Genomic DNA, 16,693 nt, shown 5'->3' with positions numbered 1-16,693 from the left:
AGTCCTTACCCATGGTGCCCGAGATGTCTGCACTCCAGCCGACTGCGACACATCATTCGAACGCCAGCCAGCTCATTTTGCGCTCCTTGACATGATAAAAAAACTCATTGGCCCCGTGCTTCAGGTTCACTTGGCCTGCGAGGCTTGCTTCCAGGCTTTGATAGCCTCCAGTCCCTTGTAGATATGGCTCGAACTTTCATCACTTCACGCCATGCACTCACCATAGATGACCTCATGTCATCCATCCCTTGAAAATCCATCCTTTGTCAGGTCCCTGTGTTGCGCTCTCTAATGCCGAAAAGCTGAGTGACCAAGATCACTTATTTCAACAATAAAAGCTCTTTCAGGAGATTGTATGCACAGTGGTCCCACTCTATTGGTGGTGTTGTTTTCCGCCATCATTCTGATCGTTTTTCTAATCGTCAAAGTGCGTGTCCACGCATTCCTGGCCTTGACCGCAGCGAGCTTTGTGGTGGGCATCGGTTCCGGCATGCCACTGGCGCAAATGGCCTCTTCCTATGAAAAAGGTGTCGGTGGAACACTCGGATTCCTGGCAACGATCATTGGCCTTGGCGGCATACTCGGCAAGATGCTGGAAGAATCCGGTGGCGCGGAGCGCATTGCCCAGACGCTATTGAGCACCCTGGGTAAAGAGCGTGCCTCATGGGCCATGATGCTTGTAGGGTTTATCGCGGGTATCCCCGTGTTCTTCGAGGTTGGATTCGTTCTGCTGATTCCCCTGATCTATGTGGTCGCCAAAGAGACCCGGATCAACCTTTTGTACCTGGGCGTGCCCTTGGCCGTGTCGCTGATGGCGGTTCATTGCATGTTGCCCCCGCACCCTGCCGCGATGGCCATCACCGGGCTGCTGGGCGCCGATGTCGGCAAGGTCATTGTGTATGGCCTCATTATCGCGCTGCCTACCGCCATCATTGCCGGGCCGCTGTGGATCAAGCTGGTCTGCAAGAGTGAAGCGCCCGACACTCAAGAAGCTTTTCTGGACGAACATTGCGTTGACAGCGCGACCCGGGACTTGCCAGGCCTTGGCTTGACACTGCTGACCATCTTGCTGCCACTGCTGCTGATGGTCGGTAAAAGTTTTGCGGCCGGACTGCCCCATGACTCCTGGCTCTTCAGTATCGTTTCGTTCCTGGGCACGCCGCTGATAGCACTGTCCATTGCTGTGGTGTTCGCTTACTGGGCGCTGGGTTTGCGCCGCGGCTTATCAATGCCTGACTTGCTCGCGCACACTCAGAAGAGCTTTCCTCCGCTGGCCAGCATTCTGCTGATCATCGGTGCCGGTGGGGCATTCAACGGCATCCTGGTCGACAGCGGCGTGGGTAACGCGCTGTCCGGTTCGTTGACGCAATTGAATATGAATCCCATCGTCCTGGCGTGGTTGGTGGCAGGGCTGATGCACTTCGCCGTCGGTTCAGCAACGGTGGCAATGATCAGCGCCGCCGGCATGGTGATGCCGATGCTGAGCGCTCATCCCACCGTGAGTAAGGAAATTATCTGCATTGCCATCGGTGCCGGCGCCATTGGCTGGACCCATGTGACGGACTCGGCCTTCTGGGTGGTCAAGGAGTACCTGGGTGTCTCACTCGCCGAAGCGTTGAAGAAATTCACCTCGGCCACCGTACTGGCTTCATTGATTGCGCTGGGGCTGACCCTGCTGCTGTCGCAATTCGTTTGATTCAACCCGTATTTTCCGCCTGATTGTTTAAAGGGACCACGCCATGATTTTGGGCAAGACACTTGAAAGCTGGTACGCCAGTTATCCTTTGATTCGCGATCTGGTCGCGCTGCAAGAAACCACTTGGTTCAACCCTGCCGTGGCCCCGGTCGCGGAATCGATTGGCGATGTGGGGTTGACGGCCGCAGACGTCGCCGATGCCAGCGCGCGACTGACGCGTTTTGCTTCTTACCTGCGGCGCGCGTTTCCGGAGACGGAGTGCAGTGGCGGCATTATCGAATCGGACATTCTGCCCGTACCACACCTGCAGCAATTGCTCGGCGAGCGCTACGGTCAGGCGTTGCAAGGGGCGCTGTGGCTCAAGCGGGACAGCCATCTGCCGATTTCGGGCTCCATCAAGGCGCGCGGTGGTATTTATGAAGTACTCAAGCATGCCGAAGACCTGGCGTTGGCCGCGAATCTGCTGACGCTTGATGATGACTACGCGGTGCTGGACAGCGATAAGGCGCGTGCCTTTTTCGGCCAATACAAAATAGCCGTTGGCTCGACCGGCAACCTTGGCATGTCCATCGGCATCATGGGGGCGGCATTGGGTTTCCAGGTGACCGTGCATATGTCGGCGGATGCGCGGCAATGGAAGAAAGACAAGTTACGTTCACACGGCGTTACCGTTATTGAGTACTCCTCCGATTACAGTGTGGCCGTCTCGCAAGGCCGTCAACAAGCGGAGTCCGATCCAGCCTGCCATTTTGTGGACGATGAAAACTCGGTCAACCTGTTCCTGGGCTACTCGGTGGCTGCCGAGCGCCTGAAAAAGCAATTGGCAGCGGCTGACATCACCGTGGATGCGCAACATCCATTGTTTGTTTATCTGCCCTGTGGGGTGGGTGGCGCGCCAGGCGGCGTGGCCTTCGGCCTGAAGCTAGCCTTTGGCGACGCTGTCCATTGCATCTTCGCCGAGCCCACACACTCACCATGCATGATGCTGGGCGTCTATACCGGCCTGCACGACGAAGTGAGCGTGCAAGACTTCGGCATCGACAACGTGACGGCTGCGGACGGCCTGGCCGTCGGACGCGCTTCAGGTTTTGTCGGCAAGGTCATGCAGCGCTTGCTTGATGGTTTCTACACGGTCAGCGACGAGGAAATGTACAGTTTGCTGGCACTGATGGAGCGCAGCGAAGGTGTGCGCCTCGAGCCATCCGCGCTCGCCGGCGTGCCCGGCATTGCCAGAGTCCAGGCCGACCAGCAGGGCTACCTGGCTCGTGCGCGCCTGGACCGTCAGGCCATGGTGCAAGCCACCCATCTGGTTTGGGCAACGGGCGGCAATATGGTGCCTAGCGACGAGATGGAAGCTTATCTGGCCAAGGGCCGTGAATTGCTCGCCAAAGGTTAATCTGGTCTGAATGGACCCGAATTGCCTGGACTCGACAGAGTTCTCGCTGATTTAAGCCTGAACCGAATGTGGCAAGATCAACGTCTTGCCACATTCGTTACGTTTGCCCGCTGGAAATGCGTACAACGCAAGGCGGCTTTTGGGTTTGAGGGAAAACTGTCGTGCTCAACCTTCCTCCACGTATCAGCTCCAGGCTCAACAGCAGCCAGTTCGCGAACCTTCACACCTTTTTGGTTGCCGCTCGTCATCTGAGCTTCGCCCGTGCGGCAGAGGAGCTGTGTTTGACCGCAAGCGCCGTGAGCCACCGCATAAGTCGTCTGGAAACCGCCTTATCCATGAAGCTGTTCCAGCGCCTGACCCGGCAGGTCAGCCTGACCGACGAAGGCGAGCGTATCTTCGAAATACTCCAGAATGCGATGGGAGAATTGTCCGAGGCACTCGAGCAATCGACACAGGCGGAAATTGCCGGCTCGATCGCGCTCTATGTCAGGCCTTCCATTGCCCAATGCTGGCTGGTTCCCAGGCTGGCGGATTTTATCGAGCGATATCCCTTGGTGTCATTGGACCTGCGGGTAGGCAATGACAATGTCGACTTTCGAACCCGTAAAATCGACTTGGCTCTGTACTACGCCAATGGCGAGTTTCCCGGGTTGACGAGCCATCGGTTGATGCGCGAGCGGCTGGCCCCGGTGTGTAGTCCCGAGTATGCGCGACGCCATCGCCTGGAGGAGAACCCGGACAACTTAAGGAACTGCACAATCTTGCATGACTCCCTGGCGTGGGATCATGCGGCCTATGATGCCGAGTGGACGCTTTGGGCAGAGCAACACAACATGCTCGCGGCACTTCCCAAACGTAGCTTGACCTTCGATCGCTCTGATTTATGTGTGACCGCAGCCATGAACCACGCCGGCATTGCGATTGGCCGTCAGCAGCTTGTGCAGAAGCGGGTTGATCGCGGCGAGCTCGTCCTGCCGGTCGCTGAATTCAGCCGCTCAGGCCACTACGATTACTATCTGGTTCACCCGTCGCTCGGCACTATCCCTAAGCGATTGCTGGTTTTCATGAATTGGCTACGAGAATGCGCACATCAATCATCACCTCTGGATGAGAACGACGACCTGTCCTGATGAGGCAATCAAGCCGGCATCTGTTCGGTAAACAGCGTCACGGCGATGATGATCATGATCGCTCCGGAGAAACGACTGACCCACTGAGCGGCGGCTGGGCGTGCCTTTAGAACAACCTGTGAGCCAAAACCGACCAAGAGATAAATAACGCCACAACTGACGGTGTGGACAAGCCCGAGCGCGATCATCTGCGTCGGTACAGGCCAGGGGGCAGTGGCATCGGCAAACTGGGGCAAGAGCGCCAGGAACAGCAGGAACACTTTCGGATTCAAGCCGCTGACGCAAAGCCCCTTGAGCGCCCAGCGCAACCATGAGCCTGACGCCTGAACTTCATCGGTGTGGGGTGTGGAGGGACGGGTGAGCATGTTGATGCCCAACCAAAGCAGGTAACCCGCCCCGGCCACCGTCAGCACTGACATGACCCCAGGATGGTTGGCGACCAGGGTGCCGACACCAGCGGCTACCACCAATGTGGCAATCAGGTGGCCGGACAGCAGTCCGCCCACAGCCGGTATGACGACGCGATGCTTCAGGCCAGCGGATATCGCGTAGGCCCAATCCGCTCCGGGCGTAACGACGAACAGAAACGACACCGCCCAGAAGGCAACAAAGACACTGAAGGTCATGGCGTCACCCACGCCCGTTCATCAATCATCGCGTTATTCATCATCCCGCCTCTCATAGGCCGCCCCTCTTGTTTCCTGAAGAGGAGTACGGCTGTTAATGGATGGGGGAAGATTAATGAAATGTTGTTAGAATTAACTTTCAAATGTGGTCGTATTTTCGTCACAGTGAGGGAGATTATTCTACGTGGACAGAGCTGACCGGAAGATTCTTGCCGAGCTGCAAAAGGATGGCCGTCTTTCGGTCACTGAACTTGCCGAACGCGTCGGCTTGAGCCTTTCACCCTGTCATCGGCGAGTGCGGGCACTGGAGGACTCCGGTGTATTGCTGGGCTACCGTGCGCAGCTTGATCCCGGTGCACTGGGCCTGAATTTTTCCGCAATGGTATTTGCCACGCTCCGCGAGGGTGACCGGCAAGCCGTCGAGGCGTTCGAGGCGGCGCTCATTGAAATACCTCAGGTGGTCGATGCCCAAAGGCTGTTTGGGGAGCCGGACTACCTGCTGCACGTCATTGCCCAGGACTTGCCCGCCTTTCAAAGGCTTTACGATGAGAGCCTCTCGACATTGCCTAATGTGCAACGGCTCACCTCGACCCTGGTCATGAAGCGGGTCATTCAAGACAGACCGCTACCTTTGTGATCGGCGCGGCACATCTTCTGTTTATTTCAGGATTTTGTGGGGGGAGGCTGCTTCTGACCGGTTCTGTTGAAAAAGTGGTTCCCTTGTCTGTCAGTACAGGTGCTTCTCGGGCATGCAAAAAATGGGTATGACCGTTGAATCCACAGCAAGCAGACGTTTATCGCCGCATCACTCAGGCAAATGCAGCTTCTACAAATGCCTCTAGCGCCTTTTCTTCCAGGATTTCGATAGAGAAGTGCCCGAAGCGCTTGGGCAACCAGATAATGCGTGTCCCGGACGGGGATTGCAGGTTCGCGCGGGCCAATGGCTTTCCGTTTTCGTCTTCTGGCTGGACACCGGCGACCATCAGTTCGTCATAGGCCTTCTCGATGTCCGGCGTCGAATAGCAGTGGCGATAAATCATCCCTTCACCCGAGGAGTCCAATAGCTCCCTCAGGTTCCCGGCCAACGGCTGTACTAACATGAAACGCTCTTGACCGATCAGCGCAATCGCGTAGCGCACGTGCAGACCACCTCGCTCCCAGACAAGCGTTTTGGAGATCTTGGCGTTCAGTATCTGTACGTAGTAAGCACAGGCTTCGTCGAGATTCTTGACCAATACATCGATGTGACTGAACTTCAGTTCCATTGCATGCCTCCTGCCGCCCCTGCGTCCTATTGACCATGGATGAGAAATGGGTACCGATCTTGAGAGTGCTCAATCACAGACCGAGGTCAGCATGCCATTAACCGCTCTCTTGCGTTGCAGTGATCTTGTCGACACCAGTAATTACTACCGTGAAACTCAGTGAGTCAGAAGCAAGGGGGGGCGGCAATGCAGGCAAGAAAAGTAGGGCCGAGGGATCTGGATCATCTGTGTAAGTCATTAAGCCAGGCAGGGCTGCCCTTCAGTGATGTCAGTGAACCAGATCGACAGTTTTACCGATTCGAAGTGGATGGGGAGTGGGTGGCTTATGGAGGGCTCGAGGGTGCGGGTTCCGATCTGTTGCTTCGCTCAATAGTCGTTTGTGAGACGCATCGTGGAGAGGGGCTGGGTAAAGCGGTGTTGTCTGAACTGGAACGCTATGCGGTCTCTCAAGGCGCAGTCCGATTGCACCTGTTGACTCAAGGCGCTGCTGGTTTTTTCTCTGCCAATGGATACGAACTGCTTGGCAGGGACGAGGCGCCTGCGGCTATCACCCAGACAGTTCAATTCAAGCATTTGTGCCCTGCATCGGCGAAGTATCTGCGCAAGTTGCTTAACGGTCCCCCTTGTACTGATTAGTCATTGATGTGCATCAGCACTCCGAGTGATTGAAGCTGGCCTGATGGACGGGCTGTCGTAAAACTGTAATGTTGCGGTCATAGAATTGAAATGACTACTTAGATTTTCCTTCAGTTGGCCTTAGGCCACTTTCATGGATGAGCAAGCCCGATGCGTCGTGTCGTATTCAATCAGAAAGGTGGTGTTGGAAAATCCAGCATTGCCTGCAATCTTGCCGCTGTAAGTGCTGCCGAAGGTTACCGAACGCTGCTGGTTGACCTCGATCCCCAGGCAAACTCGACTCACTACCTCACGGGACTACTCAACGAGCGCATTCCCGCAGGCATAGCCGATTTCTTCAAACAGACACTGTCCAGCGGCTTCGAAGGCAGAAGGAATCGAGTGGCCATAACCGAGACCCTTTACGACAACCTTCACCTGGTGGCTGCCAGCCCTGAACTCTCAGACATTCAGGCAAAACTTGAGAGCAAGTTCAAGATCAACAAGCTACGCAAGTTATTGGTTGAGCTGTCCGGGGATTATGAACGCATCTATATCGACACACCTGCGTCGCTGAATTTCTACACATTCAGTGCACTGGTGGCTGCCGATCGAATACTGATTCCATTCGATTGCGACAGCTTTTCTCGTCAGGCGCTGTATCGCGTTCTTGCGCAGGTAGAAGATCTACGTAGTGATCACAACGAATCACTGGAAGTGGAAGGGGTGGTGGTCAACCAGTTCACCGAGCGCACTGGCATGCACCAAAGTCTCATTGATGAGCTGTTGGCAGAGGGTTTACCTCTGCTACCGGTTTACCTGAGCAGCTCTGTCAAGATGCGTGAATCTCACGAAGTTTCAGTCCCTCTCGTCCATTTGGCTCCTCGCCACAGGCTTTCGCTGGAGTTTGTTGGCTTGCTGGATGCCCTGGAGCGGGCCGCTTAGCTTCATCACTGATGGATTCGGCTAGCGTCGACTCAGCCGGAGTCGGCGATTCAGAACCCGTTCGTGCAGCTGAAACACTGGCGAAACATTCCAGCCTTATGATTCGCGTCACTGAAACCTGGGGGGTTGGAGATGAATCGGCCATCAAGAAGCATGCGCAAACTGCTCGACTCCGTCGCAACCAATAATGAGGTAGCGGCGCTTGATGTGATGCGCGCAGCAGAACAGCTCCAGGACGAGGTGCTTCGTCAGCGGTTGCTCAACATGATTCACCAGCTCAACCGCGATGCCAATGACTTGCGGATGGCGCGCGACGATATCCAGGGCGGCACCATAAAGCTCGCATGAGCAGTCATCTCTTCTGGATTCAGCCGGTGGATCCCGCCACCACCACAGCGAAGTTGTTCATTGTGGATTAGCGGATTGAGGTGTTGAACCGCATAGCGCGCCCACCCGATTTGTTTGTAGCCAGCACGGTCGCGTACTGGGGTTCGAAATATATTGCCACTTCATTGAGCGTGGCTCAGGCCGTCCCGAGCCACTTATCACTCAGGCGGGGAATTGGGCAATCCAGTGCCTGGCAATCTCTTCGCGCCGGCAGATCCACACCGCGTCGTGGCCTTGCACGTAATCCAGAAAACGCGCCAGCGCCATCGCACGACCAGGATGGCCACTGATCCGCCCATGCAGGCCGACGCTCATCATCTTCGGGTGGTGCGCGCCCTCCTGCCACAGCAGGTCGAAAGCATCCTTGAGCAGCCGGAAGAAGTCTTCACCGCAGGTGAAACCATTCGCCAGCAGATAGCGGGCGTCGTTGTTGACCAGCGTGTAAGGGATCACCAGGTGGGCGGGCGAGCCTGGGAGCCAATAGGGCAGGTCATCGTTGTAAGCGTCCGAGCTATAGAGAAACCCACCTTCCTCACGCAACAGGCGGCGGGTGTTCTGGCTGACCCTTCCTGTGTACCAACCTGTGGGGCGTTTACCGCAGATCTGCTCGATCACGTCGAGGGTGAGGCGGATATGGCGCCGCTCCTGGTCTTCAGGCATGTCGCGATAGTCCAGCCAACGGTAGCCATGCCCGGCAATCTCATGCCCGGCAGCGCAGAGCGCATGGCCAATCGCCGGGGTGAGTTCCAGTGCCCGGCCGACGGCGAAAGCGGTCAGCGGCAGGCCTCGGGCGTTGAACAGCTCCAGAATGCGCCACACGCCTGCGCGCGATCCGTATTCGTACATGCCCTCTACGCTCAAGTCCGGTTCCCCCACACGCGGCGGACGGCCCGGTAGCTCGTGAAGCCAGGCCTCCGACTGTGCATCGCCATTGAGGATGCATGACTCCGCGCCCTCTTCGATGTTGAGTACGAACTGGACCGCGACGCGCGCCTCACCGGGCCAGCGCGGGTGGGGTGGGCAGCCGCCATAACCGATGAGGTCGCGAGCGGACATCAGCCCAGCTCGAAAGTCGTGACGCCGAACACACGTTCGTGCGCGATCGCCGGAGGAGGGCCGAGGTACATGCGTGCGCAGCCGAAAACTTCGATCATGCCCTGTTGGTGCACGAGCGCCATCGCGGCGGGGTTGTTCTGCGGGGCATCGAGAAACAGCGGGCCACCCTGCGCAAATTCCGCCAGGCGCGCGTAGAGGGCATTGGCTGCCAGGGCGTCATCGGCGAACAAGGGGCCGATCTTGCAGCCTTCCCGGCAGCGCCTGATTACGCCATAGCCGCTTAGCCTGCCCTCGCGCCGGCAACCCACGGCGAGTGCATCGGCTTGGGCTATCCATCCGCTCAGGAAGGTTGCGCGCGCGGCGGGGAAGCAGGTGCGGTCGTAATCGACAACCTGATCGAGCGGGAAAGTGGCCAGCGGGACGATGTCCTGGTCGTCTATTTGCGAGGTCGCCGGGCGTTCGGTGATCTCGGCACGAAAACGCATGTTGCGATGGGAGAAGACGAAACCGCCCTTGGCGTAGTAGTCCTGCATCGCGAAGACGCCGTCCATGCCGATGCTCGCGCCTGGGCGCAGGCGGGCGAGGAGTCGCTCGCGGCGTGCGTGCCAGAGGGTATTGCCCAGACCTTGACCGCGATATTCAGGCCGGACGATGAAAAAGCCCATGAAACCGAATTCGCCATCGTAGGAGGTGATGGCACCGCCGCCGATCAATTCGCCGCCCCGGGACGCCGCGATGAAAGCGGCAGGGTCCGTCGCCCAGAACAGCTCGGCATCGTGGAGACCGGGATTCCAACCCTCACGGGCAGCCCAATCGACGAGCTCGTCCAGCTCGGGACGGGTCATGTTGCGTATGACCAGCTGATTCGACACCGCGAAGTTCTCCTCAGTCGCTAATCGAGCGTGTGGTCCATCCCCACTCTGAACCCTTTCGGTATAGCTTCAACCCGAGTTTTGATCCAGTTCGTCACGTCACCTGCAGAATATGTTCGGTCCCATTGAATTGTCCTGAGCGCGAGGCCCGGTTGTTTTCTGCTGCGGAAACCATGGTCGACTTTTTCAACAGAGTCGGCCGAAAGCGCTCCTTGGATGAACGTCCGGTCTTGACCAGTTCCCTTCGATACCGGCCAATTTATCCCTGCCGACCGGGTCTCTGGCAACGTTTGATAGCCAGCACCCGGCAACCCAATCCTGGGAGCGACCTGCCAACAGCGCCACATCTCAACTTCGCAAAACCCTCAAAGCAACCGTTCAATGGCAGAATCCCCTCAACTTGATCGTTTTGGAGAACACCATGCTTCGTGCGTTTGAACGAAGGCTCGACCCCTTTCCTCCTGACGAGGTACCACCGCCACCCGATGGCCTGGCTCGCTTCCTGTGGGCCTGTACGCGGGGCGCCCGCGGTTACATCCTTGCACTTGCGCTACTAAGTGCCGGTGTGTCGATTTACGAAGCCTGGCTGTTTTCCTTCCTCGGGCAGGTCGTGGACCTGCTCTCGACCTGGCAGGCAGGCGGTGAAGCGGCTGCGCAGGAAAGTCGCGTGTTGTGGGGCATGGGCATCGTAATGGTGACCAGTGTCGGGCTGGTGGCGTTGCGCACCATGGTGCAGCACCAGATATTGGCGATTAACTTGCCGTTGCGGCTGCGCTGGGACTTCCATCGCCTGATGCTGCGACAAAGCCTTTCGTTTTTTTCAGATGAGTTTTCCGGCCGAGTCACTACCAAGGTGATGCAGACTGCGCTAGCGGTGCGCGACGTGCTATTCACCCTTATCGAGATCGCACCCGGGATCGGGGTGTATTTCATTGCGATCATCGCACTGGCCGGTGGCTTCGCTCTGAAACTGATGCTGCCTTTCGTTGCCTGGGTCGTGTTGTTCGGCCTGGCCATGCTGTACTTCGTGCCCCGTCTGGGGAAAGTCGGGCAGGAACAGGCTAATGCGCGGTCGATGATGACCGGGCGTATCTCGGACGCCTACACGAACATCACTACGGTGAAGCTGTTCTCCCACTCCAATCGTGAAGCGCACTTCGCGCGCGCAGCAATGGAGGACTTCAAGCACACCGGCTTTCGCCAGATGCGCCTGGTAAGCCAGTTCGAAATCGTCAACCAGGCATTGGTGGTGGCGTTGATCATGGCAGCAGGTGGTTATGCCCTGTGGCTATGGCACCAGGGTGAGGTCGGCGCAGGTGCCGTGGCGGCAATCACCGCCATGGCGTTGCGTATCAATGGCATGTCGAACTGGATCATGTGGCAAATGACCTCGCTGTTCGAGAGCATCGGCACCGTGCAGGATGGCATGGCGACGCTGACCCAGGGCACCAAGGTGCAGGACGCGCCGGGTGCCGGCGTGCTCGTGACCTCCGGCGGCGCGGTAACCTTCGATAAGGTGAGCTTCAATTACAATGGCGAACGCCAGGTGCTCGATGGTCTGAGCCTGAGCATCCGCCCGGGCGAAAAAATCGGCTTGGTTGGCCGCTCTGGCGCCGGCAAATCCACGCTTATCAACTTGCTGCTGCGTTTCTATGACGTCGACAGCGGGGAGATTCGCATCGACGGCCAAAACATCGCGCAAGTGACGCAAGACAGCCTGCGCGGCTGCATCGGTATGGTCACGCAGGATACCTCCCTGCTGCACCGTTCCATTCGCGACAACATCGCCTACGGCCGTCCCGATGCGACCGATGCGCAAATCCGCAGCGCCGCGGCCAGTGCCCAGGCCGATGAATTCATAAGCCAATTGAGCGACCGGCAAGGCCATACCGGCTACGACACCCTTGTGGGGGAGCGGGGCATCAAGCTGTCGGGCGGCCAGCGCCAACGCGTCGCGATTGCCCGGGTGATGCTCAAGAACGCCCCGATCCTGCTTCTTGACGAGGCCACCAGCGCGCTGGACTCGGAAGTCGAAGTGGCCATTCAGGAAAGCCTCGATGAAATGATGCAGGGCAAGACGGTGATCGCCATCGCCCATCGGTTGTCCACGATTGCAGCCATGGATCGGCTCATTGTCATGGATGACGGACGCATCATCGAACAGGGCACCCACACCGAATTGCTCGGGAAGAATGGCGTCTATGCGCGGCTTTGGCAGCATCAAAGCGGCGGGTTCCTGGGGGAGGATAAGGGCGTGGTAGAAGAGGCTATGGATCAGGCGTGAGTGTGAAGGGTGCGCAGCAGGGGGAGGGGCGCCGACTGGCCGATAGCTGCCTGACGCGATGGGCAGCTACCGACCGGTTGAATCCACAACCCAAAGCTGACGGTCGGCTTGGCTCAGATTCAGGTTGAGCAAGCCGGTCTCTCACCCAACCGCTCTACCAACCTTACGAGATAACCGTCGGGATCCTGGACGATGAATTCGCGCTGGCCTACTTCTACATTGTCCGCCCGATACCAGGTGTCTTTGCATTCTCGATAGAGAGGAAATCCAACCTGATCAAGTTTTTGGATGACGGGTGCGACAGCCTCAACATCAATCTGCAGGTTGATGCCTCTTCCAAACGGCTTAGTCAACGGCGCAGTCAGCCATTGACCCGCGTCCGAATCAACCTGCTCAAGCATTACTTGAGCACCATTCAAATCAAGGTATGCAAATCCATCTTCCGGGCGTTGATAAGCTACTTTGAACTCCAGGCAATAAACCCAAAAAGCCAGGCTGCTATCCAGGTTGCTTACCATTAACTCCGGAACCAGTTTGTTACGTTCGAACATGAGATGACTTCCATTTCAAAAGGCTCATTTTTGCGGGCGGGCAGGTTCTGCACTTATGGCTTCGATTCTTCCCTTCCGAAAATCGTGCAGGAATTTACCCCTCGTGGCCGGTGACGGAAAAATTGAGTCCATCAGGCTGATCAGGGCCTGACCCGAAAGCTCAGAGCACCCCGGGCACCACCAGGGTCAACCAGGCAACACAGGGTCCCACCAGGGCAACCACCGCGCTATAGATCAGCAGACTGCGCAACACTTTTTCTCGCTCCAGCGGGGGGGTATTGGCAACCACCAGCGCACCATTGGTGGAGAACGGGCTGGTGTCGACGATGGTGGTGGAAATGGCGATAGCCGCGACCACGCCGACCGCACTGATGTGGCCCTGGCTCAAGAATGGCACGGCCAGGGGAATGATCACCCCTAGCAACGCCGTGGACGAAGCGAAGGACGAGATAATTGCGGCAGTGAAGCACAGCAGCAAAGCGACCAGCAGCGGTTCACCCAAGCCGGAGATGCCATGGGCGACATAGTCGATGGTACCGATGGTCTGCATCACTCCGATGTAAGTGATGATCCCGGTGATCAGCAGAACAGTCGACCAACTGACCTTGTCAATGGCCGCCTTCTGCGCCTTAGGTGCGAACATGGCCAGGACTACCGCGACCGTCATGGCCACCAACCCGATATTGAACTTGAACACTAATGCCGAGATCGCCAGGGCCAACAGCCCGACCAGCGTCGACAGCTTGGCCCCGTCCAGGCCGCTGAGGGTATGTAGCGGCGCACCGGCACCTGTCAGGTCAGTACGATGATAAGCAGGGGACGCCGGCGTACCACCGTGGCCAAGAATGGCCAGCGATGCACCGGCAGCATGCAATTCGGGACCGGATGGGACCACCACCAATGACAGGCGAGCGCTACGTAAACCACCGAAGACTACGAATACCACCATGGCAATCCCCAGGTTGAACAGCAGGCTGGCGATGAACAGAGTGAACGATGCATAAGGCAGCCCGGAGGACGCAACGATCTGATTGGTTATGCCACCGAAAATACTCACAGGGGAAAAACTGCCGCCTTGAGCGCCGTGAATCACCATCAGTCCCATGAGCACGGGGTTGATGCGGTACTGCACGGCGAAGTTGAGAGCAATAGGCGCGAGGATCGCAGCCACCGCAGGGCTCAGCGCACCGAAACCGGTGAGCAGCGCCGCCACCACGAACATCACCCAGGGTATCCAGGCGACATGGCCACGCACCATCAACACTGCCCGTTCGATCAGCCAGTCGATGGTACCGTTGTTCTGGGCGATGCCGAATAAATAGGTGACACCGACCAAAGTCAGGAACAGGTCACTGGGAAAACCGGCGAAAATGGTCGCCGGTGTCATGTCCATTATCACCGAACCGACGATAAAGACCGCCGCGAACGCCAGCGCGCCCATATTGATGGGCAACACGCTGGCGATGCCGAAAATGACCACTAGCACTAAAATCGACAGAATTTCATTATTCATTTCAATCTGACTCCCCGCATTCGGACGGTCCCGCAGGTACCGTCCTTGTTGTTATTGTCTCGGGATGTTTAGCAATCGACTCGCGTCGGGCCGAGCGTGACGAAACGAGGAAGCGTGGCTGGCCTGCGAAGTCGATCGTACAAACACAGAAGCTTTCAACGCTGTCGTGCTAATTGCCATTAAATGCTGCTGGTCGGCGCTCGGCAAAGGCTGCCAGTCCTTCGCCAAAGTCAGCGCTTTCGCAGGCTTGTCGGCGCAGTTCGGCAATCTGCTCCATCGCCTGCACCGGAATCGGTTGCAGGTCTTCGAGGATACGCAGCTGTTCCTTGACCGCCGCAACGGCTAGCGGCGCTTTGCAGGCGATGCCGTGCGCCAGTTCCAGCGCGGTCGCTTCCAGCACATCAGTGTCGACCAGTCGGTTGACCAGACCAAACCGTTCCGCCCGCACCGCATCGAGCTTTTGTGCAGTGAAAAACATTTCCTTCAACACGTGAATCGGCAAATTGTTGAAGAAGCGCAGCAATCCACTGGTGGTGTAGGGCAATCCAATGTTCACCGGAGTCATGGCAAAGCTTGCGCTGCGGTCCGCGACGACCATGTCGCAGCTCATTACCAGATCCACCGCGCCGCCCCACACCGAGCCGGACACCAGGGCAACCACCACGCCGGGATAGGCGCGGATGCGGCGCAATACCTGTTCGAGCGGTTTGCCATAGGCAATCGGGTCGCGGTCGTGTTGCAGTTCGCGGATATCGTGGCCGGCACTCCACACGGATTGGCCGACTTCGCTGCCGAGGATCACCACCGGGATGCGTTGTGACGCCAGTGCGATGAGACTTTCGTCGAGCGCCGTCAGCAGTTGCGCGCTGAGTGCATTGCGGTGTGTGGGGTTGCTGAAGACCAGCCGCGCGATGCGTTCATCGACCCGGTTGACGGTCACTGTTGTGGAAGAGGCTGAATTCATTGTGCGGCTCCTGTCGATTGCACGCCGGTCATGTCATCGGAATTCTGGAACACTATTTTAGCGGCGAGCAGTGCGTTGATTGATGCAGCGTCGAAACCGGCTTCGCGCAATACTTCGACGGTGTGTTCGCCAAGCAGCGGCGGTGGGCGGCTGACAACGCTGTCATTGGCGCAGAACACCGGGGTCACTACCTGACGCAGTGCACCAAGGGTCGGGTGCGTGAGTGTCTCGGTCAGTTGGCTGTGCAGCACCTGCGGGTCGTCGAAGACCTCATCGAGAGTGTTGATCGGGCCGGCGGGTAATCCTGCATCGACGAACAGCGAGGTCCACTCGCGTTTGCTGCGGGTTTTCAAACGACTTTCCAGAATCTCTCTCAATTCGTCACGACGTTCGACCCTCGCTTCATTGGTGGCGAAGCGCGAATCATCCGGCAGCTCGGGCAAATCGAGCAGTATGCACAAACGCCCCCACATGGCCGAGGTGATCGGCGCCAGATTGAGCGGGCCATCCTTTGTCTGGAACACTCCGTAAGGTGCAATCACCGAATGGGCGTTACCGGTGCGGCGCGGCACATCCCCCAGGCTGAGGTAGCGTTGGCCGTGCACACTCAGCAACCCGACCAGACTGGCCAGCAGCGACGTGCTGACATGTTGGCCACGCCCGGTGCGCTCGCGCTCGAGCAGCGCAGCCAGCACCGCTGTCACCAGCCACATGCCCGAAGTCAAATCGCCGATGGCGGTGCCGGTACGTGTCGGGTCGCCATCGACGAAACCGGTCAGGCTCATCAGCCCCGAGTAGCCTTGGGCGATCTGGTCGAAACCCGGCCAACTGCTCATCGGCCCGTCGGCGCCAAAGGCGTTAATGCTGCCCAATACCAGTCGCGGATTGCGGGCGCTGAGCACCTCATAACCGAGGCCCATGCTTTCCAGCGTGCCAGGTTTGAAGTTCTCGATGACGACATCGGCGTCATCGATCAACTGCTGGATAGTGGTCAACCCTTCGGGGGTGCGCAAGTCAATGCACATGCCGCGCTTGTTGCGGTTACACGATAAGTAGTAGGTGCTCACGCCACGGTCGAAGGGGCCCCAGGTGCGGCTCATATCACCAGTCGGGCCGGGCTCGATCTTGATCACATCGGCACCGAGGTCTGCCAGCACCATGGTGCAGAACGGCCCGGACAGTGCGCGACTCAGGTCGACGATTTTCACGCCTTGCAAAGCTTGCAAAGGGTTCTCCATTGAAGGGTTGAATACCGGCCATTGCACTAAGGCCTTTGAAGCGCCATTCGCCTGTGATGACCGTTAGCGCTTCGTGTTGTGAGACGAGTCTAGGCGCCGTATCTCATAACCTTCAAATATGATATTCCTCTACACTCATCGGAAAATCATATGGC

At 57.8% G+C, this 16,693-nt stretch carries 16 protein-coding genes; 8 read left to right on the top strand and 8 right to left on the bottom strand.

Annotation, left to right across the window (positions count from 1 at the left end):
- Positions 1-355 precede the first annotated feature (355 nt).
- The 3 genes from ABIE16_RS22690 (at position 356) to dsdC (ending at position 4,222) form a co-directional block, all read left to right on the top strand.
- Positions 356-1,696, top strand: a complete 1,341-nt coding sequence (locus tag ABIE16_RS22690; protein ID WP_429521986.1) for a gluconate:H+ symporter — start codon at positions 356-358, stop codon at positions 1,694-1,696.
- Between the two features lie 43 nt (positions 1,697-1,739).
- Positions 1,740-3,092, top strand: coding sequence for a D-serine ammonia-lyase (gene dsdA, locus ABIE16_RS22685; protein WP_429521985.1), 1,353 nt, complete (start codon positions 1,740-1,742; stop codon positions 3,090-3,092).
- Between the two features lie 161 nt (positions 3,093-3,253).
- Entirely contained in the window at positions 3,254-4,222 is a 969-nt protein-coding gene (gene dsdC / locus ABIE16_RS22680) for a DNA-binding transcriptional regulator DsdC (protein WP_057716629.1), read from the top strand.
- Between the two features lie 8 nt (positions 4,223-4,230).
- Here dsdC and ABIE16_RS22675 read toward each other — a convergent pair whose 3' ends face one another.
- Positions 4,231-4,848, bottom strand: coding sequence for a LysE family translocator (locus ABIE16_RS22675; protein WP_429521984.1), 618 nt, complete (start codon positions 4,846-4,848; stop codon positions 4,231-4,233).
- Positions 4,849-5,032: 184 nt separating this feature from the next.
- On the opposite strand from ABIE16_RS22675, the gene ABIE16_RS22670 reads away from it, so the two are divergent.
- Complete coding sequence (locus ABIE16_RS22670; RefSeq protein ID WP_429521983.1) at positions 5,033-5,485, top strand: Lrp/AsnC family transcriptional regulator; 453 nt, start codon at positions 5,033-5,035, stop codon at positions 5,483-5,485.
- A gap of 172 nt (positions 5,486-5,657) precedes the next feature.
- Here ABIE16_RS22670 and ABIE16_RS22665 read toward each other — a convergent pair whose 3' ends face one another.
- Complete coding sequence (locus ABIE16_RS22665) at positions 5,658-6,113, bottom strand: VOC family protein (protein WP_349736163.1); 456 nt, start codon at positions 6,111-6,113, stop codon at positions 5,658-5,660.
- Positions 6,114-6,299: 186 nt separating this feature from the next.
- Between ABIE16_RS22665 and arsN2 the strand changes: the two genes are divergently transcribed.
- The 3 genes from arsN2 (at position 6,300) to ABIE16_RS22650 (ending at position 8,021) form a co-directional block, all read left to right on the top strand.
- Positions 6,300-6,749 (top strand): arsenic resistance N-acetyltransferase ArsN2, encoded by a 450-nt coding sequence (arsN2, locus tag ABIE16_RS22660; protein ID WP_349736164.1) that lies wholly within the window; start codon positions 6,300-6,302, stop codon positions 6,747-6,749.
- A 150-nt stretch (positions 6,750-6,899) separates the two neighbouring features.
- Positions 6,900-7,673: a ParA family protein gene (locus tag ABIE16_RS22655; protein ID WP_057715304.1), complete on the top strand. Its 774-nt coding sequence runs from the start codon at positions 6,900-6,902 to the stop codon at positions 7,671-7,673.
- A 132-nt stretch (positions 7,674-7,805) separates the two neighbouring features.
- Positions 7,806-8,021 carry a hypothetical protein gene (locus ABIE16_RS22650; protein WP_057715303.1) on the top strand — a complete coding sequence of 72 codons (216 nt, stop codon included), beginning with the start codon at positions 7,806-7,808 and terminating at the stop codon, positions 8,019-8,021.
- A gap of 201 nt (positions 8,022-8,222) precedes the next feature.
- Here the strand turns inward: ABIE16_RS22650 and puuE are convergent, their stop codons facing one another.
- Both puuE and ABIE16_RS22640 read right to left on the bottom strand, forming a co-directional pair.
- Positions 8,223-9,116 carry an allantoinase PuuE gene (gene puuE / locus ABIE16_RS22645; RefSeq protein ID WP_429521982.1) on the bottom strand — a complete coding sequence of 298 codons (894 nt, stop codon included), beginning with the start codon at positions 9,114-9,116 and terminating at the stop codon, positions 8,223-8,225.
- Positions 9,116-9,988 (bottom strand): GNAT family N-acetyltransferase, encoded by an 873-nt coding sequence (locus ABIE16_RS22640; RefSeq protein WP_429521981.1) that lies wholly within the window; start codon positions 9,986-9,988, stop codon positions 9,116-9,118. The genes puuE and ABIE16_RS22640 overlap by 1 nt, the downstream gene beginning before the upstream one ends.
- 421 nt (positions 9,989-10,409) lie before the next feature.
- On the opposite strand from ABIE16_RS22640, the gene ABIE16_RS22635 reads away from it, so the two are divergent.
- Positions 10,410-12,272 carry an ABC transporter ATP-binding protein gene (locus ABIE16_RS22635; RefSeq protein ID WP_429521980.1) on the top strand — a complete coding sequence of 621 codons (1,863 nt, stop codon included), beginning with the start codon at positions 10,410-10,412 and terminating at the stop codon, positions 12,270-12,272.
- A 119-nt stretch (positions 12,273-12,391) separates the two neighbouring features.
- On the opposite strand, the gene ABIE16_RS22630 is transcribed toward ABIE16_RS22635, so the two are convergent.
- The 4 genes from ABIE16_RS22630 to ABIE16_RS22615 form a co-directional block, all read right to left on the bottom strand.
- A complete protein-coding gene (locus tag ABIE16_RS22630) occupies positions 12,392-12,823 on the bottom strand; it encodes a bleomycin resistance protein (protein ID WP_429521979.1) in 432 nt (143 codons plus the stop codon).
- A 160-nt stretch (positions 12,824-12,983) separates the two neighbouring features.
- Positions 12,984-14,336, bottom strand: coding sequence for an SLC13 family permease (locus ABIE16_RS22625; RefSeq protein WP_429521978.1), 1,353 nt, complete (start codon positions 14,334-14,336; stop codon positions 12,984-12,986).
- Positions 14,337-14,505: 169 nt separating this feature from the next.
- On the bottom strand, positions 14,506-15,300 hold the full coding sequence (gene scpB / locus ABIE16_RS22620; protein ID WP_090454900.1) for a methylmalonyl-CoA decarboxylase: 795 nt from the start codon (positions 15,298-15,300) through the stop codon (positions 14,506-14,508).
- Positions 15,297-16,526: a CaiB/BaiF CoA transferase family protein gene (locus ABIE16_RS22615; protein WP_429521977.1), complete on the bottom strand. Its 1,230-nt coding sequence runs from the start codon at positions 16,524-16,526 to the stop codon at positions 15,297-15,299. The genes scpB and ABIE16_RS22615 overlap by 4 nt, the downstream gene beginning before the upstream one ends.
- Positions 16,527-16,693: the final 167 nt, after the last annotated feature.

The sequence above is a fragment of the Pseudomonas sp. 2725 genome, assembly GCF_050434585.1.
Classification (GTDB): domain Bacteria; phylum Pseudomonadota; class Gammaproteobacteria; order Pseudomonadales; family Pseudomonadaceae; genus Aquipseudomonas; species Aquipseudomonas jessenii.
This window is presented reverse-complemented; position numbering and strand designations above follow the sequence as displayed.